The following is a 23,933-nucleotide window of genomic DNA, read 5'->3' as shown; positions in this document are numbered from 1 at the left end:
GACCAGTTCGCCTCGGTCGCGTTGGACCGGTCCGCCCGGGTCGTCCGAGCCGTCCCATTCAAGTCGATTCGGCTGGACGCGCGAACATGGACGAGCGACTCGACTCCCGAGCGGACCGACTCGATGGCTACCTCGACGACAACGGCCTCGAAGCGGTCTGGTTCGCCCGACCGAACTCCTTCGCGTGGCTCCTCGGCGGCGACAGCGTCGTCGACCGCGACTCGCCGTTGGGCGTCGCCGCCGCCGGCTACGACGGCGACGAGTTCCACGTCGTGACGGACAACATCGAAGCGAACCGCCTGCTCCACGAGGAACTGCCCCACGAGGACGTTCGCGTCCACCGATTCCAGTGGTACGAGGGCTCGCTGGCGTCCGGCGTCGAGGCGGTCTCGCCGACACCCGCCGCCGCCGACTTCGACGTGCCCGGCTTCGAGGACGTGGACGCCGCGGCCGTCCGCCAGCCGCTTTCGGACGCCGACATCGAGGCCTACCGCGAACTCGGCCGCGACGCGGCGAGCGCGGTCGAGCGGGTCTGCCGCGAACTCGCGCCGGGCGACACCGAACACGAGGTCGCCTCCGGTCTGAAGGTCACGCTCAGCGCGATGGGCATCGAAGCGCCGGTGGTGCTCGTCGGCGGCGCGCGGCGCGTCCAGAAGTACCGCCACTACACGCCCAAACAGGAGGAACTCGGCGACTACGCCCTCGTCTCAGTGACGGCCCAGCGCGGCGGTCTCTACGCGAGTTGCACGCGGACCGTCGCGTTCGACGCGCCGGAGTGGCTCGAAACCCGCCACGAGGGAGCGATGCGGGTCGAGACCGAGGCGCTGGCGGCGACCCGGAAGGCCGCCGCGGAGGGCGGCACCGCCGGCGACGTGTTCGACGCCATCCGCGACGCCTACGACGCGGTCGGCGAGTCCGAGGAGTGGCTGAACCACCATCAGGGCGGCGCGGCCGGGTTCGCGGGCCGCGAGTGGTTCGCCACGCCCGACGCCGACGACGAGGTCCGCGCGCCGATGGGCTACGCCTACAACCCGACCATTCAGGGCGCAAAAAGCGAGGGAACCGCCCTCGTCACCGACGAGGGCGTCGAGCCGCTGACCGCGACCGGCCGCTGGCCGACCCGGACCGTGACCGACGCCGACGAGACGGTCGAACTCGAACGGCCGGAAATTCTTCACATCGAAACGGAGTAATTTTTCGAACGGGGCGGCGTTGATTCGCCGCCGCGACCTCGCCGCCGTCCGGTGAGGATTCGACTATTGTCGAAGTCAAAATTCGACGTTGTTGAATAGCTTTTTGCCCCCTGCGTGAGGACGTGTGGGTCATGGGACTGGACGACGACTCACGGGAATATCACAGACAAGACCCGCCCGGAAAAATCGAGATTGCGACGACGAAGCCGACGAACACTCAACGCGACCTGAGTCTGGCGTACTCGCCGGGCGTGGCCGCGCCGTGTCTCGACATCGCCGACGACGAAGACGCCGCCTACGAGTACACGGCGAAGGGCAACCTCGTCGGCGTCGTCTCGAACGGCTCCGCCGTCCTCGGGCTGGGGAACATCGGAGCGCAGGCGTCGAAGCCGGTGATGGAGGGCAAGGGCGTGCTGTTCAAGCGCTTCGCCGACATCGACGTGTTCGACGTCGAACTCGACATCGCGGACGTGGACGACTTCGTGGCGGCGACGAAGGCGATGGAGCCGACGTTCGGCGGCATCAACTTGGAGGACATCAAGGCCCCGGAGTGCTTCGAAATCGAACGACAGCTCCGCGAACAGATGGACATCCCCGTGTTCCACGACGACCAGCACGGCACGGCCATCATCTCCGGCGCGGCGCTTCTGAACGCCGCCGACATCGTGGACAAGGACCTCGACGACCTCGACATCGTCTTCTCCGGTGCGGGCGCGTCCGCGCTCGCGACGGCGCGGTTCTACGTCTCGCTCGGCGCGAAAAAGGAGAACATCACGATGTGCGACTCCTCGGGCATCATCACCGAGTCGCGCGTCGAAGAAGGCGACGTCAACAAGTACAAAGCCGAGTTCGCGCAGCCGGTCGACGAGGGGTCGCTGTCGGACGCGATGGAGGGCGCGGACGTGCTCGCGGGGCTCTCGGTCGGCGGCATCGTCAGCCAAGAGATGGTGCGGTCGATGGCCGACAATCCCGTCATCTTCGCCATGGCGAACCCGGACCCGGAGATCACCTACGAGGACGCGAAGGAGGCCCGCGAGGACACCGTCATCATGGCCACGGGACGCTCTGACTACCCGAATCAGGTGAACAACGTCCTCGGGTTCCCGTTCATCTTCCGCGGCGCGCTCGACGTGCGCGCGACCGAAATCAACGAGGCGATGAAGCGCGCGGCCGCCGAGGCGCTCGCCGAACTCGCCCGGCAGGACGTGCCCGACGCGGTCGTCAAGGCCTACGGCGACCACCCGCTGCAGTTCGGTGCCGACTACGTCATCCCCAAACCGTTGGACCCCCGCGTGCTGTTCGAGGTCGCCCCCGCGGTCGCACAGGCGGCGATGACCTCCGGCGCGGCCCGCGAGCGCCTCGACATGAACGCCTACCGCGAGCGCCTCGAAGCCCGCCTCGGGAAGTCCCGCGAGATGATGCGCGTCGTCCTCAACAAGGCGAAGTCGAACCCCAAGCGGGTCGCCCTCGCCGAGGGCGAAGACGAGAAGATGATTCGCGCCGCCTACCAGATGCAGGAGGAGGGCATCGCCGAACCCATCCTCGTCGGGAAGACGACGACGATACTGCGGAAGGCCGAGGAGCTGGGTCTCGACTTCGACCCGACCATCGCTAACCCCCGCGACGGCGAGTGGGACCACTACGTCGACCGCCTCTACGAGCTTCGACAGCGCAAGGGCGTCACGAAGTCCGAGGCTGAGGAACTCGTCCGCCGCGACTCGAACTACTTCGCCAGCGTCATGGTCGAAGTCGGCGACGCGGACGCGATGCTGACGGGGCTGACTCACCACTACCCCTCGGCGCTCCGCCCGCCGCTGCAGATTATCGGAACGGCCGACGAGGCCAACTACGCCGCCGGCGTCTACATGATGACGTTCAAGAACCGCGTCGTCTTCTGCGCCGACACGACGGTCAACCTCGACCCCGACGAGGAGATTCTCGCGGAGATTACGAAGCACACCGCGGACCTCGCACGCCAGTTCAACGTCGAACCCCGCGCGGCGCTGCTCTCGTACTCCAACTTCGGGAGCGTCACGAACGAGGGGACGCGCAAGCCCCGCGGCGCGGCGGCGCTCCTGCAGGACGACCCCGACGTGGACTTCCCGGTCGACGGCGAGATGCAGGCCGACACCGCCCTCGTCGAGGACATCCTCGAAGGAACCTACGACTTCGCGGAGCTCGACGGCCCCGCGAACGTCCTCGTGTTCCCGAACCTCGAAGCGGGTAACATCGGCTACAAGCTCCTCCAGCGCCTCGGCGGCGCGGAGGCGATCGGCCCGATGCTCGTCGGCATGGACAAACCCGTCCACGTCCTCCAGCGCGGCGACGAGGTCAAAGACATCGTCAACCTGGCGGCGACGGCGGTTGTGGACGCGCAGGAAGAGTAACGCGCAATCTGTCTTCGGTTTTTCTTCGAATCGCTACCCGAACTCGACCCACGCGACGGCGACGCCCAGTCCGACCGCCGGCGGGGCCGCGTAGAGCGCGAAGGTCGTCGAGTCCGGCGGCGAGAAGCACGCGGCGAAGGCGACGAGACAGAGGAGCGACAGCCCTCTGGTCGTCCCGGCGAGTCGGCGGGAGAGCGCGCCGGCGCGGCGCAGTCCGAGCAGGAGCGGGGCGACGGCCGCGCCGCCGCCGACCGCGACCGGGAAGAACAGTTCGAGTTCGAGCGCCGACTGGCGTGAGTCGGCCGCGACGCGGCCCCATTCGACCAGCAGGTCGGTGAGGCCCGGCGCGAACTGCCGCGCGGCGACGGTCCCGACGAGAAAGCCCGCGGCGGCGACCGCCAACCACCCCGAGGCGGCGCGGAGGTCGACCGCGGGGTCGCAGCCGGCGAGGGCGACGAGCGAGACGCCGGCGGTGAGAGTGCCGGTGAGCACGCCCAGTTCGAGACGGACGAGGAAGGTCGGGTCGCCGACTCCGGCGACAGCTGTCGAAACACCGGCGGTCGGAGAGACGCCGGCAGTCGGCGGGAGTCCGCCGGTCGGTGAGAGGAGTCCTGGGTCGCGGATAGCGGCGAAGACGGAGACGGCCGTCAGAAGACCGATGGCGACGAGTCGTGTCGCGTGGCGTCTCGCGGTCGCGGCGAGCGGCGAGAGTCCGCGTCGCCGCGGGTCGAACGTGTCGACGGTCTCCGCGGAGTCCATACGTCCGGCGTCGTCGCTCCGCGTTGTCAACTTTGTGACGGTGAGGAGACCGGCCGGCGGCGGGACGGCCGCCCGGGGGACGCGCCCCGGGAAGGCGACAGCCCGGTGAGACCGCTCGCGCTCGGCGGCCCACTCGATGGGCGGGGCGAACGGGACGGGTCTCAGCGACGCTCTGCGCTCAGTCGCTCGCGCGCCCCTCGAACCGCGAGGGCGGGAGGTAGCTCACGTCCCTCCCGGAGTCGGCCTCGAACTCCGGGGGGTCGGGGAGCACACAGCGGTCGGCGCGCCGGTTGACGTGTTCGTACTCGCCCGGCGCGTTCGCCAGCGGGTGCGCGGGGTTCTCGCGGCTGTCGATTCGCGCGGCGCGTAGCTCGCCGAACCCGGCGATGCGGGCCTGAATCCCCCGCCAGTGGTGTTCGCTTCCGGCGGGAACGACGATTCGCTTCGGCGACTTCCAGTCGGGGTGGTCACCGGCGAGGACGGCGTTGTTGACGTTCGCGGCGAGGTCGTCGTGGTCGACGAGGACGCCGACGCGAGCGCCCGGCGGCGCGCGGTGGGCGAGCACGTCAAGTCCGAGGTGCAGTGCGCGATACTCCGAGACGTTGTTGTCCGGCGGCACGTCCGGGAGTGCGATACGGGCGACTCGCTCGCCGTCGCGGGTCTCTATCACCGCACCGAGTCCCCCGCCGTTCGGGCGGTACGACCCGTCCGTCGCGACGTAGAAGTGTCGTTGATGCGTTCGCGGCGGGTGTGCGATGTGGGGCGTCGGCGACTCGTCGAACAAGTCCCGAAGTGTGGGACGGCCGGTCACGGCCATACGAATGATTCCGCGATGGGCAGTAATAAACGTACCCCGTGTTTGGGGGGATGACGCATCCGTGTGTTCAGCGGCGATGCCCCGGGAGCATAACTGCGCACAATATATTGTCAGAACGCTATGCGGGGCCGAATCTCAGGCAATGGATATAAGAACGACCGACTCAATCTACCTTCGATGGCTGATACCAATTCTCACATTAGTCGACGGTCGTACATTAAGTTGGCTGGCGGCGCGGCGGCGTCGGCGGCGCTCGCGGGCTGTTCCGGTGGCGGCGGGGAGGAGACCGAGACCACCGAGACGACGACCGGCGGGGAGGAGACCGAAACCGACGAGACCACGACGACGACCGAGGCCAGCGGCTCGTTCGACGTGACCATCACGCAGGGGCAGATGCCCTCCGGTCTCGACCCGCAGGACCACCGCGAGACGACGACGGACATCGTCGTCCTCCACGCGTACGAGGGCGTCTTGACCCGCGACGCGGCGGGGTCGATTCAGACCTCGCTCGCGACGAACTACGAGCGCATCGACGGGGAGAACGCGGTCCGCTTCGACCTCCGCGAGGACGTCACGTTCCACAACGGCGACGAACTCACTCCCGCGGACGTCGCCTACAGCATCAACCGCGTCGTCGACGAGGAGGTCGGCTTCGCCAGCCCGCAGAGCGACCAACTCGCCGGCGTCGCCGGCGCGGAGGTCATCGAGGGCGAGAACGCGGTCAGGGTCAACAACGCCTCCCTCAACCCCATCGTGTTCTCCGAGTTCGCGACCTACCTCGACGTGATGCAGCAGTCGTGGGTCGAGGAGAACGACAAGGCGTACATCAGCCAGCACATGAACGGCACGGGACCGTTCCAGCTTGACTCGTACACCGAAGACGAGGAGGTCGTCCTCACGGCGTACGAGGACTACTGGCGGGAGCCCGCGGCGGTCGACACGCTCACCTTCCGCGCCGCGTCGGAGGCCAGCACGCGCGTCAACCAACTCCTGCAGGGCGAGACCGACCTCATCGTCAACGTCCCGCCGCAGGAGGTCCAGCGCGTCACCAACTCCGACAACGCCCGCGTCGCCGCGGCCCCGTCGACCCGCATCATCTACAACGGGATGCGCTACGACGTCGAACCGTTCGACTCGATGGAGTTCCGGCAGGCGATGAACTACGCCATCGACCTCGAAAGCATCGTCCAGAACGTCCTCGGGGGCTTCGGCGCGCAGACGGGCCAGCCCACTCTCCCCGAGTTCGTCGGCCACAACCCCGACATCGACCCGTACCCGCACGACCCGGACCAAGCCGAGCAGTTGGTCGAGGAGTCCGGCTACGCCGGCGCGGAAATCGAGCTTCACACGCCGGTCGGGCGCTACCTGAAGGACCTCGAAGTCGCGCAGGCGGTCGCGGGCTACATCGACGAGCTCCCGAACGTCACGGCGACGGTTCGCCAGCGCGACTTCGGGTCGCTCGTCGACGAACTGCTCGCGGGCAGTATCGAGGCCCGCCCGCCGTGGTTCCTCATCGGCTGGGGCGAGGCGACGTTCGACGGCGGCCTCGTCATGGAGGCGCTTCTCGCCTCCGAGGGGACGCTCACGACGTGGCAAAACGAGGAGTTCGACGCGCTGCTCGAACAGGCCGGCAACCAGTCCGGCGAGGAGCGCGAGGCGACCCTCCAGGAGGCGAACGCGATGGCCCACGAGCAGTGCCCGTGGATATTCCTGAACCAGCAGTACAGCGTCTACGGCGTCAGCAACGCCATCGCGTGGGAGGCCCGCTCCGACGAGCGCATCGACGCGTACGCGATGAGCCAGCAGTAGTCGATGTCGCTGTCGAGGTTCCTCATCAAGCGCTCGCTCCAGGGGCTGTTCGTCATCTGGGGGGTCATCACGGTCGTCTTCGGCCTCCGGTTCATCTCGCCGGGGGACCCGGCGAACGTGCTGTTGCCCCCCGACGTCGACCCCGAGGTCAGAGCGCAGGTCATCGCCGAACTCGGGCTGAACGAGCCCCTGTACGTCCAGTACTGGGAGTTCGTCTCCGGTATCCCGTTCGGCGACCTCGGCCTGTCGCTCGTGACCCGGACGCCGGTGTCGGCGCGCGTCGTGGCGAAGCTCCCGGCGACGCTCGAACTCGCCGTCGCGGCGACCGTCGTCGCCGTCGTCATCGCCATCCCGCTCGGCGTCCTGTCGGCCACGCGGCGGCACGAGCCCGCGGACTACGGCGCGACGGTGTTCTCGCTGGTCGGCATCAGCACGCCCAACTTCTGGCTGGGGGTGATGCTCATCCTCGTGCTCGCGGTCCAGTTGAACCTGTTCCCGACGAGCCAGCGTCCCATCGGCCTCGACGGCATCGCGCTGCTTCTCGTCGGCGGCGACCCGGGCGCGGCGATACGCGGCTTCGGGACGTGGCTGTGGCACATCACGCTCCCCGCCGTCACGCTCGGGACGTACTTCACCGCACTCATCACGCGGCTCACCCGCAGCGGGATGCTCGACCAACTCGGACAGACCTACGTCCGCGCGTCGCGGGCGAAGGGGCTCCCCGAGACGTTGGTCCGCTACAAGCACGCGCTTCGGAACACGCTCATCCCGGTCATCACCGTCATCGGTCTCCAACTCGGAACCCTCATCGGCGGGGCCGTCATCACGGAGGCCGTCTTCGCGTGGCCGGGGCTCGGGACGCTCATCATCAACAGCATCAACGCCCGCGATTGGCCGGTCTTACAGGGCTCGCTCATCGTCGTCGCGGTCGGGTTCGTCCTCGTGAACATCCTCGTTGACGCCCTGTACGCCTACGTCAACCCGCAGGTGGCCTACGATTAACGCTCTATGATATCGGAACGCACACGCAGAAACCTTCGCCGAGAGCTCAGACGGAGTCTCCTCGCGAAGCTCGGCATCGTCGTCGTCGTCCTCGTGGTGGCGATGGCCATCTTTGCCCCGTTTATCTCGCCGTATAGCCCGTCCCAACAGAACCTCGACAACGCCCGGCAACCGCCGCTCGGCTTCAGCACGACGGAGACCCGGGAGGTGACACAGATGGAAGACGGGAGCGTCGTCATCGAGGACGGACAGGTCGTCACCGAGACGCAGACCGTCTACACGAACGCGACGGTCGCACACCCGCTCGGCACCGACGGCAACGGGCGGGACATCCTCTCCCGCGTCATCTACGGCGCGAGAACGTCCATCCTCGTCGGCCTGTTCGGCACGTCGCTCGCGGCGCTCATCGGCGTCCTCGTCGGGCTGTCGGCGGGGTTCTACCGCGGGCGCGTGGACGACGTCCTGATGCGGAGCGCGGACATCATGCTCGCGTTCCCGTCGCTCGTCCTCGCAATCGCCCTCGTGGGCGTCTGGGGACAGGCCCAAGCGCCGATTCCCGACCCGTTCGTCGCCACCGGACTCGCCCCGGCGTTCCGCTCGGCTGTCGGGTTACCGACGGGCATGCCGGGGACGGTCGTCCTCCCGGGGACGGTCATCGTCGTCGTCGCGCTCGTCAACTGGGTGTGGTTCGCCCGCGTCGCCCGCGGCGAGGCGCTCTCCATCCGCGAGGAGGAGTACGTGAAGGCCGCGAAGGCACTCGGCGCGAGCGACGGGCGGACGATGCTCAGACACGTCCTCCCCAACGCCATCACGCCCATCCTCGTGTTGGCGACGATTCAGGTGGCCGCCATCATCCTGCTGGAGTCGGCGCTGTCGTTCCTCGGCTTCTCCGGGGCCGACGTGTCGTGGGGCTTCGACATCGCCCTCGGCCGGCAGTACCAGTCCACCGCGTGGTGGATTTCGACGATGCCCGGCCTCGCTATCGTGGTGACGGTCATCGGGCTGAACCTCGTCGGCGACTGGCTCAGAGACGCGCTCGACCCCGGCATCGAAGGGGAGGGGGGCGTCTGAGATGGCCGACACGATTCTCAGCGTCCGCGACCTCTCGACCCGCTTTTTCACCGAGGAGGGGCAGGTCAACGCGGTCGAAAGCGTCTCGTTCGACGTCGAAGACGGCGAGATATTCGGCATCGTCGGCGAGTCGGGGTCCGGCAAGTCCGTGACCGCGCTGTCGGTCATCGACCTCATCGAGTCGCCCGGTCGCGTGACCCAAGGCGAGATATGGTACCGCAACGCCGACCTCGCCGAGGAGTTCCGCGGGTCGAAGCCAGACGCCGTGGACGGCGACCTCGTCGACATCCGGCGGCTCCCGGAGGGCGTCCGCCGGTCGCTCCGCGGCCCGTCGTTCAGCATGGTGTTTCAGGACCCGATGAGCAGTTTCAACCCCTCGATAACCGTCGGCGAGCAGATCGCCGAAGCGGTGGAGGTCCAGCGCCGCGCCCGGTCGAACCCGCGGAGCACGCGCTCGCGCACCCAGGGCTACGGGCTCGCGTCGCTCATCAGGGACTCGCTTCTCCCCTCGAAGAGCTACGTCGACGACGAGAGCATGGACCGCGCGGTCGAACTGCTCGACCAGGTCGGTATCCCCGACCCCGAGGACCGCGCCGAGGAGTACCCCCACCAGTTCTCCGGGGGAATGCTCCAGCGCGCGATGATCGCGCAGGCGCTCGCCGGCGAGCCGGACGTGCTCATCGCCGACGAGCCGACCACCGCGCTCGACGTGACCATTCAGGCGCAGATTCTCAACCTGCTGCGCGACCTGCAGGAACAGGAGGGGATGAGCATCCTGATGATAACCCACGACCTCGGCGTCATCGCCCGGATGTGCGACCGCGTCGGCGTCATGTACGCCGGCGAGGTCGTCGAGCGCGGCCCGCTCGCCGACATCTTCGAGAACCCCGTCCACCCGTACACGCAGGGGATGTTGGGGTCGATTCCCGACGTTGACGACCCCTCGGGCCGCCTCGAACCCATCTCGGGTAACGTCCCCAGTCTGCTCGACTCGGAGATGCCCGACGCGTGTTACTTCGCCGACCGGTGCCCCAAAGCCATGACCGACTGTCTGACCCGCATCCCCGAGTACGAACTGGACGGCCGACACAGCGTCCGGTGCGTCCTCGCCGAACAGGAGTTCGACCCCTCGGACGCCGTCGATTCGGTCGACGGGGCCGAGGCGGCCGACCCGGAGGTGAGCGCCGATGACTGAACCGCTTCTGTCGGTTCGGGAGCTCCAGAAGTACTACTTCGAACAGGACTCGCTCGTCGACAGCCTCCTCGGGCGCGACCCGACGAGCGTCAAGGCGGTCGACGGCATCTCGTTCGACATCGTCCGCGGCGAGACGCTCGGACTCGTCGGCGAGTCCGGCTGCGGAAAGTCCACGACCGGGGAAACCCTGCTCCGGCTCCGCGAGGCGACCGGCGGCGCGGTCACGTTCGACGGGAAGAACGTCTTCGAGATGGACGACGACGAACTCAAGGCGTTCCGCAGGGACGCCCAAATCGTCTTCCAAGACCCGTTTTCGAGCCTCGACCCCCGGATGACCGTCGGCGACATCGTCGCCGAGCCGCTGCGGATTCACGGGATTCCCGACACCGCCGACGGCGAGTCCAAACGCGAGTGGCGGCGCGACAGGGTCACCGACCTGCTAGAGCGGGTCGGCCTCTCCGCGAACCACTTCGACCGCTACCCCCACGAGTTCTCCGGCGGCCAGCGTCAGCGCGTCGGTATCGCCCGCGCGCTCGCGCTCGAACCGGAGTTCATCGTCCTCGACGAGCCGGTGTCGGCGCTCGACGTCTCGGTGCAGGCGCAGGTGTTGAACCTGCTCGACGATTTGCAGGAGGAGTTCGGGCTGACGTATCTGTTTATCGCCCACGACCTCTCCGTCGTCCGGCACATCTGCGACCGCGTCGCCGTGATGTACCTCGGCAACATCGTCGAACTCGGCCCGACGGACGAGCTGTTCGAGTCGCCGAAACACCCCTACACCGAGGCGCTGTTGGAGAGCGTGCCCCGGCCCTCGACGGCCGAACACGGCCGTCGGGTCGAGGCGCTGTCGGGCGACGTGCCGTCGCCGCGAAACCCGCCGTCCGGCTGTCGCTTCCGGACGCGGTGCCCGCGGGTCATCCCCCCGGACGACCTCGACATCGAACAGGAGACCTACCGCGCCGTGATGGACCTCCGCGACGCGCTGGCGGTCGGCGACGTGAACCCCGACCACGTCTGGGACGCCGCCGACCCCGACCGGGAGGACGCGGAGGCGTTCATCGAGGAGGCGCGCGCGCGACACGTCGACGCCGAACTCCGCGGCGAGGTCGCGGGCGTCGTCGACACGGCGCTGGGCCACCTCGCCGAGGGCGACGCCGACCGCGCCGGCGAGACGCTACGGGAACGCTTCGAGAGCCCCTGTGAGACGCGACGCCCCGCGGTCGGCGACGCGCCGCACCCCGCGGCGTGTCACCTCTACGAGGGCTCCGACGAGGTGACGGTCATCGAGACGAACGCCGGCGCGGCCGTCGAGGCGGACGACTGAGTCGCGGTCGCAGGCTGGCGGCCGGCGGGTGTTGCTCGGCCGTTCCCCCCTCGCGGCACCGGCGAAACCGCCCCGTAACGAAACGTTCAGGCACCTCCCCGGTGCACCAACGCTGTGACACGGTACCGAAACATCGGACTGTTCGTCGTCCTCGCAGCCGTCTGGGGCTCCGCGTTCATGGCGATAAAGGCCGGACTCGACTTTTTCCCGCCGGTGCTGTTCGCCGCCCTCCGGTACGACGTGGCCGGCGTCGTGATGCTCGCCTACGCGCTGTACGCCACCGACTCGCCGGTCCCACGCGGCAGAGCCGAGTGGACGGAAATCGCCATCGGCGCGGTGTTTCTCATCGCCGCGTACCACGCGCTTCTGTTCATCGGCGAGACCGACCCGACCGTGACGAGCGCCGCCGCCGCCGTCATCGTGAGCCTCAGCCCGGTTCTCACCACCGGGTTCGCCCGACTCTTGCTCCCGAGCGAGCGACTCACCGCGCTCGGCGTCGTCGGCCTCCTCCTCGGCCTCGTCGGCGTCGCGGTCCTCTCGGAACTCGACCCGAGCAACCTCCTCGCCGGCGCTACGGTCGCGAAACTGCTCATCTTCGGCGCGGCCGCCGCCTTCGCCCTCGGCTCCGTCCTGACCCGTCGGGTCGACTCGGAGATGCCCATCGAGACGATGGAGGCGTGGTCGATGCTCCTCGGGGCGGGCCTGATGCACGTCGCGTCCGTCGGGCTCGGCGAGAGCATCGGCTCGGTCGACCTCACCGTCCAGTCGGTCGCCGCGCTCGCGTACCTCTCGCTCGCGGCGAGCGCGCTCGGCTTCCTCATCTACTTCGACCTGCTCGCGCGGCTCGGTCCCATCGAAATTAACCTCGTCTCGTACGTTGCACCCGTCTTCGCGGCGCTCGCCGGCTGGGCGTTCCTGAGCGAGGTCCCCACCTCGTCCACGGTCGGCGGGTTCGCGCTCATCTTCCTCGGGTTCGTCCTCCTGAAGCGCGGGGCGATTCGGCGCGAACTCCGCTATCGGTTCGGCGACGGCGCGGGCGCGGCCGACTGAAACACGCGGCTACGCGTCCGTCGTATCCGCCGCGTCCGCCCGCTCGACTGTCTCTACTTCTCCGACCATCGACCAGCCGTCCTCCCCGGGGCGCTGTCGACCGACGACGACGGCGTCGTTGTTCTCCGTCGTCGCGAACCGATAGACCGCGTCGTCGTCGACGCACCGCCCCTCGGCCTGAAACTCCGTCTGGAAGAACTCCGCGCTCTCCAACGTGAACGTGCCGTCTATCTCCTCGCCGACGACGAGACGCATGGCGTTCGGGTGGATGTTGTACATGCGCTTTGCGACGCGGTTGAGTTCGGGCATCACCCCGACAGTCGCGCTCGCGGGGTAAATCCCTGCGGGAGCGACGGCGGCCGAACCTCAGACCGACTGACGAACCGCGCGGGCCGGCGCACCGAGCGCCGAGTCTGGTCAATCGAAATTCGGGAAAATCAGGATTTCCGGACTGTTCAGGAACAGCTGAATGTTCTCTGAATAAAAGAGTTAGAACCGAGTATAAAGTATTAGGCCGTCGCTCGTCAGCCTATGAAATTTCACGTTTATCCGACGGTCGCGAGTAAACGAGTATGAAACGAATCGAATTCTCGCACCTAATTATGACCCCTCCGCACCATGTTGTGTTCGTAGGTGCCCCCCAACCAATGTCGAACTCCCCATCCACGGTCCCCCGTGAACGCCTCTCCCAACTCCGCGAGGTCGTAACGGAAGAACGGTCGCTTCGCCTCGGCTTCGAACTCGTCGCCGCACCGCTCCGGTTCGTCGGCTTCTGGGCCGCCGTTGCCCTCCCGTTCCTGTATCTGCCCTTGCTGTTCGGCGGCCTCGAAGCGAGCGAGTTCACCGTCTTCGGAGTGCTTCTCGCACTCAACGCGCTCGCGCTCGTCATCGGGCACAACTACGCCCGGTCGTAGGCGAGACGGTCGCCGACACGCATCCGACGGTTCGCGCACCGACGCGACCTGCGTTCTCCCTCCGCGTCCCTCCGTCCCTCCGTCCCTCCACATCCTCCCACCTCCGCGTCCCCTCCACATCCTCCCACCTCCGACACTCTCGGTCTCTCCTCCGCGAGCGCCTCCGGCGCGGCTCCCTCCGCGATTCTCGCGTCTCTCGGGCGCTCGATGCGTCGACCCGCCACCGCCGCACGTTCCTCATTTTCGACCGTCGGGAATCGAGTGGCTTTACCCCGGTCCGGTCTTCGGATTCGGTATGTCGCTCGCGATGGTTCCATTAGGACGGACCGGGACGACGGTCTCCGAACTCGCGTTCGGAACGTGGCGGTTCGGTCGGCGGAACGACGACGGCGAGGTCGAGGTCGGCCGCGACCGCGCCCACGAACTGCTCGACGCGTACGCCGCCGCCGGCGGGAACTTCATCGACACCGCGGACATGTACGGCGACGGTGCCAGCGAGACGTACATCGGCGACTGGCTCGGTGAACGCGACCGAGAGGATTTCGTCGTCGCGTCGAAAATCTTCTGGCCCACGCGAGAGGACGCCAACGGCCGCGGCCTCAACCGGAAACACCTCCGCCGCCAGATGGACCGCATCCTCGACCGACTCGGCACCGACTACGTCGACCTGCTGTACATCCATCGGTGGGACGACGAGACCCCGGTCGAGGAGTTCATGCGGACGCTCGACGGCTTCGTCCGCGACGGCAAGGTGAACTACCTCGGCACCTCGACGCTCGAACCGAACGCGTGGAAAGTCGTCAAGGCGAACGAACTCGCCGACAAGCGCGGCTACGAGCCGTTTAAAGTCGCCCAGCCGCGGTACAACGCCGCCAACCGCGAGATAGAGGGGAACTACCTCGACATGTGCGCCGACTACGACATCGGCGTCGTCCCGTGGTCGCCCTTGGCCGGCGGGTTTCTCACGGGCAAGTACGCCCGCGACGAGCGCCCGCCCGCGGACTCCCGCGCGGCGAACGACCAGCGGTTCGCCGACTCCTACCTCACGCCGTCGAACTTCGACGCGCTCGAACAGGTCGAGGAGGTCGCCGAGGCGGTCGGCGCGTCGCCCGCGCAGGTCAGCCTCGCGTGGCTCATGCATCACCCGCAGGTCACCGCGCCGATTGTCGGAGCGCGGACGGTCGACCAACTCGGCGAGAACGTCGCGGCCGCGGACATCGACCTCACGCCCGACCAGTTCGAACGCATCTCGGTCGCCAAGCGCCGCGTTTCCGGATAGCGGGTTCGTCGCCGCGCCCTCGAACCGTCAGGTGTAGGTGTCGCCGGCGGGTATCGGCGCGTATGACCGACCACGCGTTCGACGCCGACGCCTACGTCTCCGAACTCCGGGCGAAGCGCGAGGAGAAAGACGACTTCTTCGGGTCGCACCCGCAGTCGCCGATTCCGCCGGAAGAGCGGGACGAGTTCGACGGCCTCGACTACTTCGACCCCGACCCGGACTACCGCGTGACCGCGTCGGTCGAGACGCACGCCGACCCCGAGCCGGTGACGATGGACACCTCGACCGACGGCGAGGTCCGGTATCTCCGCGTCGCCACGTTCCACTTCGAACTCCGCGACACTGACCTCTCCCTCGGGGCGTACCGCCAGGAACACGACGACTCGCCGACGCTGTTCGTCCCCTTCCGCGACAAGACGACGGGCCAGCAGACCTACAACGGCGGTCGGTACATGGAACTCACGCCCGACGCGCCACTCGACGAGTTAGACGAGGTCGTCGTCGACTTCAACCTCGCGTACAACCCGTTTTGCGCGTTCACCGAGGCCTTCGAGTGTCCGCTTCCACCCGAGGAGAACTGGCTCGACGTGGTCGTCCCCGCCGGCGAACAGGACTACGAGTAACCGCGACGCGAAAGCGCAAGTTCCATATCGGACGCTTCCGGAGAGACCGACATGGGACTGCTCAGTTCGAAGAAAGCCGTCATCGGGATGGCGCTGATGATCGTCGGGACGATCGCGATGCTGCCGGGAACGCTACCGAACTCCGCACAGGTGATGTCCTACGCGGTCATCGTCGGTGCCGGCGCGCTCACCCTCGGAACGTGGCTAGTCGGCACGTCCGAAGACGGCCGCCCGGTCTGAGACCGGCGTATCCCTCGTTGTAACGGCGAAGAACCGGCTGTTCTCGCGACGGCGCAGTTCGTCTGTCTGAGCGCGCGCCAGCGACGCGGCCGGACACGCTTCGCGGGAGTCGAGTCAGCCGCGGCTCGGTGGGTGGGTCGGAAGAAAACGATGCCGCAAAGGCGGTGTTGCGTTCAGGCGTCGGGACCGGACCAGCTCTGAAGCGTGGCGGAGTTACTGCCACTCTCGGAGGTCCAGATGACTCGAACAGTCGCGGTTGAGAGGTCGTCGGCGTTCTGCTCGACAACCGTCACTTGGCTCCCGGCAGTAATCTCCGAATCCGAGGATATCGACTTCCAAGTGCCGGTCGTACCGCTCGCCCCGGCGAGTTCAGTTCCCGTGGAGTCGTTAAGGGCAACCGAAGAGGTGATGTTGACCTGCGCGGCGTCGATGGAAGAACCGCTCTCGTGGGTGACCGTGAGGGCGGTGCCGTTGTAGTCGAACCCGAAGCTCGCCTGCGGAGCAGTGTCGCCGACCTGGTCGCCGAGACCGAGGACGAACGTCCCGATAACGGCCGCGAGAATCACCGTGATTGCGACCATGAGGATAACGCCGATGACCGGCGACACCGCGTCGTCCTCAGCGAGGAGTTGTTTGAAATTCATCTATCCGTTGTAGGTCCACTGCTGGAGCGTGGAGGACGTGCTGCCACTCTGCGAGTTCCAGACGACGCGAACGGTGTCGCCGTCAGCGAATCCATCAGAGTTGTTTACGACGGCGGACCCACCTGCGGAGATCGGATCGGAGCCACCGTAAGCGGTCCAGTTATTACCGGAGTTGCTGAAGTTACCGGTTACGGTGACCTGGTTCGCGGCAATCTGCTCCCCGCTCTCGTGGGTAATCGTCAGGTTGTCGGTGCCGTCGTAATCGAAGCTAAAGCTCGCCTGCGGGGCCGTCTCGCTGACTTGGTCACCGAGTCCGAGAACGAACGTGCCGATGACGGCTGCGAGAATCACTGTAATCGCCACCATCAGGATAACCCCGATGACGGGACTGACTGCACGGTCTTCCGTGAAGAGATGTTTGAGTTGCATGCGTTATGTCCGACACCCGGGACGGTATCGCTCGCCGAGGACGCTAGTGGCGCGGTCGTCGCTGCCAGCATCCCTGCCCGGCACCCGTCGCGGTGTGTCCACCCGACCGGTATCTCCGGGATAACTTAAATCTACGTGCCAGATTAATGGGCAATTTCGAGCCGGAATTAGGACATTAATATACTGTTTATACTGTGTTTAAGTCCCTAACTACCCCCCTTCGAGAGACGCTTTCTGAGGACATTTGACATGTCCTCGGGGGCGTTTCATTCGATTCCGACGGTCGCATACGACGTCGTCGAACACGTCCGCGAGACTGGACCGCACAGGCTCGGAGTGGAGAAGTCGCAAAGAACAGAGCGGAAGAGAGACGAGACAGCGACCGCGGATGTTACTGGCCCGCGTTCAGCACTCGGACCAGCCGCAGTTCTGGCAGGTCTTACAGCCCTCGGAGTAGTAGAGGTCCATCTCGCCGCACTCGGGACACTCGGGGCTCTCGCCCGCCGCGAGCAGGTCCGCGACGGCGTCGGAATCGGAGCCGTCGTCGACGGCGACCCCGCCGTCGGTGTCCGCGTCCTCGGCCGCGGCGGCCTCGGCTTCGACCTCGGTCAGGTTCTGCTGTTGCGGGTAGCCCTTGTCGATGTCGCCGTCGAGATACCGGCGCATGGCGGTCCCGATGGCGTCCGGGATGGAGTTAATCTGCTCTCCTTTGTCCCAGGCGACCTTCGGGCTCCGGATGCCCTTCAGCTCGTTGGCAATCTCCTCGGGGTCGACGCCCGAGCGGAGCGAGGTGGAGACGGTCTTGGCGAGCGCCTCGGTGAAGGAGGCGGTGAAGCCGCCGGAGTTGCCGATGTTGGCGAACAGCTCGAACGGCTCGCCGTGTTCGTCCTCGTTGATGTTGACGTAGAGCTTCCCGTAGCCGGTGTCGATGCGCTGGGTGACGCCGTACAGCACGTCCGGACGGGGGCGCTTCTTGCCGACGTCGCTCGGGGAGTCGGCGAAGGCGAGTTCGAGTTCGCTGCCGATGAGGTCCGAGACCTCCTCGGATTCGAGGAACGCCTCCACGTCGCCGAACACGTCGCGAATCTGCGAGACGATGGCCTCGGCGGCCTCCTCGTCGTCGGAGAACTCGGTGTTCTTCGCGCGCGTGGTGAGCACCTGCTTCGAGCGGGTCCCGTCGCGGTAGACGGTGACGCCCTTGCCGCCGTGGTCGTAGATGTAGCGGTAGACCTCGTCCATGTCCTCCTTCGAGGCGCTGTTCGGGAAGTTACAGGTCTTCGAGATGGCGGAGTCGACGCCGCTCTGGAGGGCGCACTGGACGCCCGCGTGCTCGATGCCCGCGAGGTCGGAGGTCACGACGAACAGCTCGGAGATGGCGTCCGGAACCGTCGACAGCGAGGCGACGCCGTCGAACTCGTTTGCGGCCATCTGGTCTTGGGCCTCGCGCTTGACGGCCTCGACGTCGATGTCGTTGGCCTCCAGCACGCGGAGGAAGTAGTCGTCGAACTCGACGAGCATCTCGTCGCCCTGCACGTCGTCGGAGACGTTCTTGTAGTAGGCGACGTTGTAGATGGGTTCGCAGCCGCCGGTGGTGTTCGACACCATCGACGTGGTGCCCGTCGGGGCGATGGTCGTCGTGTTGTGGTTGCGGATGGGGTAGCCGTCCTCCCAGTCGTCGGCGGACTCGCCGGTGTGGTGTTCGAACCACTCGCGGTACTCCGTCGGGTTCGCGTACTTCGAGTCTTCCCACGCCTCGAACGGGCCGCGCTCTGCGGCGAGTTCGTGGGAGGCCCGCTTGGACCCGTGGTTGATGTGGGTCATGAGCTGCTGGGCGATTTCGTTGCCCTCGTCGGAGCCGTAGCGGACGCCGAGCTGGATGTACAGCTGGGCGAGACCCATGATGCCGAGACCGATCTTGCGGAGTTCGCGGACTTTCTCCTCGATCTTCTCGACCGGGAAGTCCGACATCGTGACGACGTTTTCGAGGAAGCGCGTGCCGCTTTCGATGCGGTGGTTGAACTCCTCCCAGTCGACGGCGTCTTCGAGGAACGCCTCCGTCGCGGCCTCAAGCGAGTCGTACTCGTCGCCGTGGGCGTCGTACCAGACGCGCCAGTCGGGGGAGTCCTCCGCGACGAGCGTCGAGAGGTTGATGTGCCCGAGGTTACACGCCTCGTACTCCTCCAGCGGCTGTTCGCCGCAGGGGTTGGTCGCGAGGATGCGGTGGTCGGGGTGTTTCTCGACGTCGAAGGAGTGCTGTTTGTTCGCGCGTTCGAGGTAGACGACGCCGGGTTCGCCGTTCTCCCACGCGCCCTCGATAATCTGGTCCCAGAGCTCCTTCGCGGGGACCGAAAGGACCTCGCCGACCTCGACGTACTCGCCGAGACCGAACATGTCGTAGATCTCCTTCGTCTGGGGCGTGGCGACGTGCGGCTCTTCGGTGCGGGGGTTCGTGAAGACGAACTCCTCGTCGTTGTACAGCGCCTCCATGAAGCCGTCGGTGATGCCGACGGAGATGTTGAAGTTCGAGAGGTGGCCTTCGACGGCGTTACGGAGGTGCTTGGGGACGCGGCCGTCCTCGTCGATGAGTTCGCGCGCCTCGTCGAGCGCATCGACGAACTTGGTGTGGGTGAAGTCGTCGGGGTCGTTCAGGCGGAGCGTGTGCGCGAGCGAGACGTCCTTGTTCTTCGCGTGGAGGAACTGGATGACGTCGGGGTGGCTGACGCGCATGACGCCCATCTGCGCGCCGCGGCGCGCGCCGCCCTGCGCGATGGTCTCGCACATCTGGTCGAACGTCCGCATGAACGTGATGGGGCCGGAGGCGATGCCGCCGGTCGAACCGACCGCGTCGCCGTAGGGGCGGAGCTTCCAGAAGGCGTAGCCCATGCCGCCGCCGGACTGGAACACCTCGGCGGCCTCCTTGGCCGTCTGGTGGATGTCGGTGATGTCGTCGCCCGGGGAGTCGACGAAGCAGGCCGACAGCTGCTGGAGTTCGTCGCCGGCGTTCATGAGCGTCGGCGAGTTCGGCATAAAGGAGAGCTGTTCCATCATGTCCTGGAACGTCTCGCGCTTCTCGACGACGACCTCGCGGACCTCCTCGGGGAGTTCGGGGACGAGGGTGTCGTAGGCGAACTTGTTGACGTTGTACACCGAGAGCGTCGCCTCGGCCTCGTCGTCGTCGGCGGTGACGCCCTTACCGAAGACCTCCGCGGCGAGTTCGTCGCGGCGCGGGTGGTCCGGCTTGATGAGGTCGGGGGTGACCGTGAGTTCGATGTCGCGCTTTTCGGCCTCGAAGACGGCCTCGGCGAGCGCGATGTTCTTCGCGACGCGGGGGAACAGGTCCTCCTGCGTCTCGACGAGGTCGCCGTCGGCGTCCTTGCGGAGATAGCGGGCGGGGAGAATGTTGTTGTAGGCGTTGCCCGTCATCCGCGCTTCGAGGGTCTCGCCTTCGGTCCGCTTGACCGGAAGCACGAGTTCGTCCGTCGAGAGGTTCGCGTCGCTCATCTTACTGTCCCTCCCGCCCGAGCCGCGTTCGGGCGAGGTCGCGTCGATAGTGTCCGGAAATTCCGCTCATTGGTGACGATATTGGTGTGTGTTGCGTGGTTGGTTAAGGGCTTCGAACTCGGAGGTTCGACCGCCGAACGTATCATAATTAGTGCAGTTACGCCGACGGCCGACGACCGGGTCCGAAGTGCACGGATTCATAGGACGGACGGAAGCCACATAACCGTAGTTAGAGCGGAGCGGAAGTGAAATCGTGACGCCCAAAATCGACAGACGGAAGCGGTATATCCAGTAGAACGTGAGGGGGGAGACGAAGCCGCTGAACCAGTCGCATGGTGACGTGTCTCGCATCAATGGGGAGATTATAAAGGATGGCCTGATAGTCACCGCTCATACAACTATCAGAATTCATATGTTCAAATTCGCCAGTCGCTCAGGGGTGCCGAAATCGGTCGTTTCGGCGGGAAAATCACGCCGGAACCGCGCGACGAGACCGCCCACAAGCTTATCCACTTCACGGGAGTCATATCGTGGTATGGTACTGACTTCCCTCGCACTCACCCCGTTACAGCTCGGCGGCCTGCTCTCCGGCCCGCTCGGTCAGATGCTCGTGGTGCTCGCGGCCGTCGCCGTCGTCATCCTCGTCGGCCGACTGTTCCTCAAAATCGCGTGGCGACTGGTCACTATCGCCGCCATCGTCGTGGGCGCGCTGCTGCTGCTTTCGTTCTTCGGCATCAACGTCCTCTGAGGCGGCGGCACAGCCGCCGGACCGAGAACAGCAGACCGCAGTCGCATCCGCTCGGTCGCGTCTCGACGTCTCTGCGCCTGACCGGTCTCAGGCCTCAGGCCACGTCGAAGCCGGCGACCTCTGTGAGGAAGTTTCTGACGACGCCGTGTCCAGACCCCGTGAGCACGCTCTCCGGATGGAACTGGACGCACTCGATTGGGTACTCGCGGTGGCGAACGCCCATCACGAGCGCCTCGCCGTCGTGGTCGGTCGTCGCCGAGACGTCGAAGCAGTCGGGGACGTCCGTGGCGACGAGCGAGTGGTAGCGCCCGGCCGGGAAGCCGTCTTCGAGGCCGGCGAAGACGCCCTCGCCGTCGTGGTCGACGGGGAACGCCTTGCCGTGAATCGGCTCCGGCGCGTGGCCGATAGTGCCGCCGTAGGCGTACGCGGCGGCTTCGAGGCCGAGACAGACGCCGAGCGTCGGAATCTCCGTCGAAAGTTCCGTGAGCACATCGTTCGTCACGCCCACGTCGCGGTCGTTCTTCGGGTGGCCCGGCCCCGGCGAGACGACGATGGCGTCGGGGTCGAGGTCGCGTATCTCGTCGAGCGACGCGGTGTTCTTGCGCACCTCGATGTCGAGCGGTTCGCCCTCGACGGTCTGCTCGGAGAAGTACTCCACGAGGTTGTACGTGAACGAATCGAAGTTGTCGACGACGACGAGCCGAATCGCCGTCATTGCGGCGCCTCCTCGGTCTCGTACTCGATGCGGCGGACGGCGTCGAGCACCCCGCCCATCTTCTGTTCCGTCTCCTCGTACTCCGAGGTCGGGTCGGAGTCGGCGACGATGCCGGCTCCCGCGCGGACGGTGATGGCGTCTTCCGCGCCGCCGGAGTCGATCGTCGCGGTCCGGATGACGATTGCCATGTCGGCGTCGCCGGTCCACGAGTAGTAGCCGACGCCGCCGCCGTAGACGCCTCGCGGCTCGTCTTCGAGGTCGTCGATAATCTCCATCGCGCGGACCTTCGGCGCGCCGGTGAGCGTCCCCGCGGGGAACGTCGCCCGCGTGGCGTCGAAGGCGTCCGAGTCGGGGTCGAGCGTCCCCGAGACGGTCGATTCGATGTGCTGGACGTGGCTGTACTTGATGATGCTCATGAAGTCCTCGACGCGGACGCTGCCGGGCGTCGAGACCCGGCGCACGTCGTTGCGGCCGAGGTCGACGAGCATCGTGTGCTCGGCGCGCTCCTTTCCGTCCGCGAGGAGTTCGCCGGCGAGGCGGCGGTCCTCGACCGGCCCGGAGCCGCGCTGGCACGTCCCCGCGATGGGGTTGACGACGACGCGGTCGCCGCGCACGGAGACGAGCGTCTCGGGGCTCGCGCCGACGACGCGCCGGTCGCCGTGCCGGAGCAGGTACATGTACGGCGAGGGGTTCACCTCGCGCAGCGAGGCGTACAGGCCGACGGGGTCGACCTGTCCGCGGAGCTTCCGCGTGCGCGAGATGACGCCCTGATAGATGTCGCCGTCGCGGACGTGTTCTTTCGTCTTTCTGACCGCGGCCTCGTAGTCCTCGCGGGAGCCGGCGTCCTCGCCGGTTCGCTCGAAGCCGCCGGGCGAGGGGTCGGCCGCCGCGCGGAGCTTTTCGGCGACGCGCTCGGCCTCGGCGACGACGCCGTCGTACACCTCGCCGGGGTCGTCGTCGGGCGAGACGACGGGGGTACAGACGAGGCGGACGGCGTCCTCGCGGTGGTCGAACGAGAGCGTCCGGGTCGTGAGGACGAACTCGGCGTCCGGACCGTCGGTGTCGGGGCGCTCGCGGCCGACCTCGTCGAGCCAGAGGTCGTAGACGGCCTCGTAGGCGAGAAAGCCGACCAGCCCGCCGGTGAGCGTCTGACGGTCCGTCTCGGGGAAGTTGACGCGCGGGAGGTCCGGGAGCGCGCCGCGCAGGGAGTCGAGCACGTCGCCGTCGCCCGCGCCGACGAACTCGGCGGCGGGACCGCCGAGGTCGGTCACGTCGACGCCGTCGGGGCCGACCGTCACGACCGCTTCCGGGTCGTAGCCGACGAACGAGAAGCGCGCGTGGGAGTCGGCGGCCGTCGCGGGCGCGGAGAACGCGCCTTGCGGGTTACTGGAGGAGACCTTCTCGGCGCTCTCCAGGAGGAAGCCGTAGTCGCTTCGGTCGGCGAGCGTCGTGTACGCGGCCAGCGGGTCCACGGACACGTCGAGGTCGGTCACGAGGTGCGTCACGACCGGTTCGTCCGCGTCGCCGACGAGGTCGACGAACTCCTCGCGGCCGGTGTCGGGGGTCGTCACGCGACGACCTCCTCGTGGTCGTCGGACGCTCCGCGGGCCGCTTTGGCCGCGGCGACGAAGGCGCGGACCGCGTCGTGGTCCTTGACGCCGCCGGCGGATTCGACGCCGCTGGCGACGTCGACGCCGTAGGGTTCGACCGTCCGAACCGCCTCGGCGACGTTGTCGGGCGTCAGACCCCCCGCGAGAATCACGGGTACGTCGACCGCCTCGACGAGTTCGCGCGAGGCGTCCCAGTCGTGGGTCTCGCCGGTGCCGCCCGCGCCGGACGCGGAGGGCGTGTCGACGAGGATAGCGTCCACAACGGGCGCGAGGCCGCGTGCGCGGTCGAGGTCGGTGGCGTCGACGACGGGGACGACCCCGACGCCCGTCGCGCGGAGCGAGTCGAGGTCGTCGGCCGCGAAGTCGCCGTGGAGTTGGAGCACGTCGGGGCCGACCTCGCGGGCGAGGTCGCGGGCGTGGTCGATGGAGTCGGGCATGGTCACGAGGACGGTCGTGAGGAACGGGGGCGCGGCGGCGAACAGCTCGCGGGCGCGCTCGCGGGGAATCTCGCGGGGCGTGTCCACGGGCACGTCGCAGATGGCACCGACGGCGTCGGCACCGGCCGCGTCGACGGCGTCGAGGTCGGCCTCGTCGGTGACGCCGCACACTTTGACGCGGGTCAT

General features: G+C 67.2%; 22 protein-coding genes. 13 read left to right on the top strand and 9 right to left on the bottom strand.

Annotated elements, in window-relative coordinates:
- The first annotated feature begins 86 nt into the window (after positions 1-86).
- A complete protein-coding gene (locus BN996_RS18400; protein WP_089781511.1) occupies positions 87-1,193 on the top strand; it encodes a M24 family metallopeptidase in 1,107 nt (368 codons plus the stop codon).
- Positions 1,194-1,324: 131 nt separating this feature from the next.
- The gene (locus tag BN996_RS18395) at positions 1,325-3,580 is read left to right on the top strand and encodes an NADP-dependent malic enzyme (RefSeq protein WP_089781510.1); all 2,256 of its coding nucleotides are present in this window, start codon (positions 1,325-1,327) and stop codon (positions 3,578-3,580) included.
- A gap of 33 nt (positions 3,581-3,613) precedes the next feature.
- Here the strand turns inward: BN996_RS18395 and BN996_RS18390 are convergent, their stop codons facing one another.
- A complete protein-coding gene (locus BN996_RS18390; RefSeq protein WP_089781508.1) occupies positions 3,614-4,339 on the bottom strand; it encodes a hypothetical protein in 726 nt (241 codons plus the stop codon).
- Between the two features lie 178 nt (positions 4,340-4,517).
- On the bottom strand, positions 4,518-5,156 hold the full coding sequence (locus tag BN996_RS18385) for a ribonuclease H family protein (RefSeq protein ID WP_042662440.1): 639 nt from the start codon (positions 5,154-5,156) through the stop codon (positions 4,518-4,520).
- A gap of 177 nt (positions 5,157-5,333) precedes the next feature.
- On the opposite strand from BN996_RS18385, the gene BN996_RS18380 reads away from it, so the two are divergent.
- From BN996_RS18380 to BN996_RS18355, 6 genes are all read left to right on the top strand, one after another.
- Entirely contained in the window at positions 5,334-6,965 is a 1,632-nt protein-coding gene (locus BN996_RS18380; protein ID WP_089781506.1) for an ABC transporter substrate-binding protein, read from the top strand.
- Between the two features lie 3 nt (positions 6,966-6,968).
- Positions 6,969-7,967 carry an ABC transporter permease gene (locus BN996_RS18375; RefSeq protein ID WP_042662442.1) on the top strand — a complete coding sequence of 333 codons (999 nt, stop codon included), beginning with the start codon at positions 6,969-6,971 and terminating at the stop codon, positions 7,965-7,967.
- 6 nt (positions 7,968-7,973) lie between these two features.
- Complete coding sequence (locus BN996_RS18370) at positions 7,974-9,038, top strand: ABC transporter permease (RefSeq protein ID WP_042662443.1); 1,065 nt, start codon at positions 7,974-7,976, stop codon at positions 9,036-9,038.
- Between the two features lies 1 nt (position 9,039).
- A complete protein-coding gene (locus tag BN996_RS18365) occupies positions 9,040-10,233 on the top strand; it encodes an ABC transporter ATP-binding protein (RefSeq protein ID WP_089781504.1) in 1,194 nt (397 codons plus the stop codon).
- Positions 10,226-11,557, top strand: coding sequence for an ABC transporter ATP-binding protein (locus tag BN996_RS18360; protein ID WP_089781502.1), 1,332 nt, complete (start codon positions 10,226-10,228; stop codon positions 11,555-11,557). The genes BN996_RS18365 and BN996_RS18360 overlap by 8 nt, the downstream gene beginning before the upstream one ends.
- A gap of 114 nt (positions 11,558-11,671) precedes the next feature.
- Positions 11,672-12,607 (top strand): DMT family transporter, encoded by a 936-nt coding sequence (locus BN996_RS18355; protein ID WP_089781500.1) that lies wholly within the window; start codon positions 11,672-11,674, stop codon positions 12,605-12,607.
- Between the two features lie 9 nt (positions 12,608-12,616).
- On the opposite strand, the gene BN996_RS18350 is transcribed toward BN996_RS18355, so the two are convergent.
- The gene (locus tag BN996_RS18350; protein ID WP_089781498.1) at positions 12,617-12,916 is read right to left on the bottom strand and encodes a DUF8072 family protein; all 300 of its coding nucleotides are present in this window, start codon (positions 12,914-12,916) and stop codon (positions 12,617-12,619) included.
- Between the two features lie 338 nt (positions 12,917-13,254).
- Here BN996_RS18350 and BN996_RS18345 point away from each other — a divergent pair, with 338 nt between their 5' ends.
- From BN996_RS18345 to BN996_RS18330, 4 genes are all read left to right on the top strand, one after another.
- Complete coding sequence (locus BN996_RS18345; RefSeq protein ID WP_089781496.1) at positions 13,255-13,521, top strand: DUF8028 family protein; 267 nt, start codon at positions 13,255-13,257, stop codon at positions 13,519-13,521.
- A gap of 295 nt (positions 13,522-13,816) precedes the next feature.
- Positions 13,817-14,800, top strand: coding sequence for an aldo/keto reductase (locus BN996_RS18340; protein ID WP_089781494.1), 984 nt, complete (start codon positions 13,817-13,819; stop codon positions 14,798-14,800).
- 62 nt (positions 14,801-14,862) lie between these two features.
- A complete protein-coding gene (locus BN996_RS18335; RefSeq protein WP_089781492.1) occupies positions 14,863-15,423 on the top strand; it encodes a DUF1684 domain-containing protein in 561 nt (186 codons plus the stop codon).
- A 51-nt stretch (positions 15,424-15,474) separates the two neighbouring features.
- Entirely contained in the window at positions 15,475-15,663 is a 189-nt protein-coding gene (locus BN996_RS18330) for a DUF8178 family membrane protein (RefSeq protein ID WP_089781490.1), read from the top strand.
- A gap of 173 nt (positions 15,664-15,836) precedes the next feature.
- Here BN996_RS18330 and BN996_RS18325 read toward each other — a convergent pair whose 3' ends face one another.
- From BN996_RS18325 to BN996_RS18315, 3 genes are all read right to left on the bottom strand, one after another.
- Positions 15,837-16,307, bottom strand: a complete 471-nt coding sequence (locus BN996_RS18325) for a type IV pilin domain-containing protein (protein WP_089781488.1) — start codon at positions 16,305-16,307, stop codon at positions 15,837-15,839.
- Positions 16,308-16,736, bottom strand: a complete 429-nt coding sequence (locus BN996_RS18320) for a type IV pilin domain-containing protein (protein WP_089781486.1) — start codon at positions 16,734-16,736, stop codon at positions 16,308-16,310.
- Between the two features lie 405 nt (positions 16,737-17,141).
- On the bottom strand, positions 17,142-20,237 hold the full coding sequence (locus BN996_RS18315; protein ID WP_089781484.1) for an adenosylcobalamin-dependent ribonucleoside-diphosphate reductase: 3,096 nt from the start codon (positions 20,235-20,237) through the stop codon (positions 17,142-17,144).
- 535 nt (positions 20,238-20,772) lie between these two features.
- On the opposite strand from BN996_RS18315, the gene BN996_RS18310 reads away from it, so the two are divergent.
- A complete protein-coding gene (locus BN996_RS18310; protein ID WP_042662454.1) occupies positions 20,773-20,985 on the top strand; it encodes a DUF8029 family protein in 213 nt (70 codons plus the stop codon).
- A gap of 94 nt (positions 20,986-21,079) precedes the next feature.
- On the opposite strand, the gene trpG is transcribed toward BN996_RS18310, so the two are convergent.
- From trpG to trpF, 3 genes are read right to left on the bottom strand one after another with little or no spacing between them, the layout of a single operon-like run.
- The gene (gene trpG / locus BN996_RS18305; protein ID WP_089781482.1) at positions 21,080-21,700 is read right to left on the bottom strand and encodes an anthranilate synthase component II; all 621 of its coding nucleotides are present in this window, start codon (positions 21,698-21,700) and stop codon (positions 21,080-21,082) included.
- Positions 21,697-23,271: an anthranilate synthase component I gene (gene trpE, locus BN996_RS18300; RefSeq protein ID WP_089781480.1), complete on the bottom strand. Its 1,575-nt coding sequence runs from the start codon at positions 23,269-23,271 to the stop codon at positions 21,697-21,699. Before trpE ends, trpG begins: the two co-directional genes overlap by 4 nt.
- Positions 23,268-23,933: a phosphoribosylanthranilate isomerase gene (trpF, locus tag BN996_RS18295; RefSeq protein WP_089781478.1), complete on the bottom strand. Its 666-nt coding sequence runs from the start codon at positions 23,931-23,933 to the stop codon at positions 23,268-23,270. Before trpF ends, trpE begins: the two co-directional genes overlap by 4 nt.

It is taken from the genome of Haloferax massiliensis (genome assembly GCF_001368915.1).
Taxonomy (GTDB): domain Archaea; phylum Halobacteriota; class Halobacteria; order Halobacteriales; family Haloferacaceae; genus Haloferax; species Haloferax massiliensis.
The sequence above is the reverse complement of the archived record's forward strand: the minus strand, read 5'-3'. Positions and strand labels throughout refer to the sequence as shown.

Coding starts and splice junctions, on each gene's coding strand:
- BN996_RS18400 (WP_089781511.1), top strand. CDS start 87: ATGGACGAGCGACTCGACTCCCGAGCGGACCGACTCGATGGCTACCTC.
- BN996_RS18395 (WP_089781510.1), top strand. CDS start 1,325: ATGGGACTGGACGACGACTCACGGGAATATCACAGACAAGACCCGCCC.
- BN996_RS18390 (WP_089781508.1), bottom strand. CDS start 4,339: ATGGACTCCGCGGAGACCGTCGACACGTTCGACCCGCGGCGACGCGGA.
- BN996_RS18385 (WP_042662440.1), bottom strand. CDS start 5,156: ATGGCCGTGACCGGCCGTCCCACACTTCGGGACTTGTTCGACGAGTCG.
- BN996_RS18380 (WP_089781506.1), top strand. CDS start 5,334: ATGGCTGATACCAATTCTCACATTAGTCGACGGTCGTACATTAAGTTG.
- BN996_RS18375 (WP_042662442.1), top strand. CDS start 6,969: ATGTCGCTGTCGAGGTTCCTCATCAAGCGCTCGCTCCAGGGGCTGTTC.
- BN996_RS18370 (WP_042662443.1), top strand. CDS start 7,974: ATGATATCGGAACGCACACGCAGAAACCTTCGCCGAGAGCTCAGACGG.
- BN996_RS18365 (WP_089781504.1), top strand. CDS start 9,040: ATGGCCGACACGATTCTCAGCGTCCGCGACCTCTCGACCCGCTTTTTC.
- BN996_RS18360 (WP_089781502.1), top strand. CDS start 10,226: ATGACTGAACCGCTTCTGTCGGTTCGGGAGCTCCAGAAGTACTACTTC.
- BN996_RS18350 (WP_089781498.1), bottom strand. CDS start 12,916: ATGCCCGAACTCAACCGCGTCGCAAAGCGCATGTACAACATCCACCCG.
- BN996_RS18345 (WP_089781496.1), top strand. CDS start 13,255: ATGTCGAACTCCCCATCCACGGTCCCCCGTGAACGCCTCTCCCAACTC.
- BN996_RS18340 (WP_089781494.1), top strand. CDS start 13,817: ATGTCGCTCGCGATGGTTCCATTAGGACGGACCGGGACGACGGTCTCC.
- BN996_RS18335 (WP_089781492.1), top strand. CDS start 14,863: ATGACCGACCACGCGTTCGACGCCGACGCCTACGTCTCCGAACTCCGG.
- BN996_RS18330 (WP_089781490.1), top strand. CDS start 15,475: ATGGGACTGCTCAGTTCGAAGAAAGCCGTCATCGGGATGGCGCTGATG.
- BN996_RS18325 (WP_089781488.1), bottom strand. CDS start 16,307: ATGAATTTCAAACAACTCCTCGCTGAGGACGACGCGGTGTCGCCGGTC.
- BN996_RS18320 (WP_089781486.1), bottom strand. CDS start 16,736: ATGCAACTCAAACATCTCTTCACGGAAGACCGTGCAGTCAGTCCCGTC.
- BN996_RS18315 (WP_089781484.1), bottom strand. CDS start 20,237: ATGAGCGACGCGAACCTCTCGACGGACGAACTCGTGCTTCCGGTCAAG.
- BN996_RS18310 (WP_042662454.1), top strand. CDS start 20,773: ATGGTACTGACTTCCCTCGCACTCACCCCGTTACAGCTCGGCGGCCTG.
- trpG (WP_089781482.1), bottom strand. CDS start 21,700: ATGACGGCGATTCGGCTCGTCGTCGTCGACAACTTCGATTCGTTCACG.
- trpF (WP_089781478.1), bottom strand. CDS start 23,933: ATGACCCGCGTCAAAGTGTGCGGCGTCACCGACGAGGCCGACCTCGAC.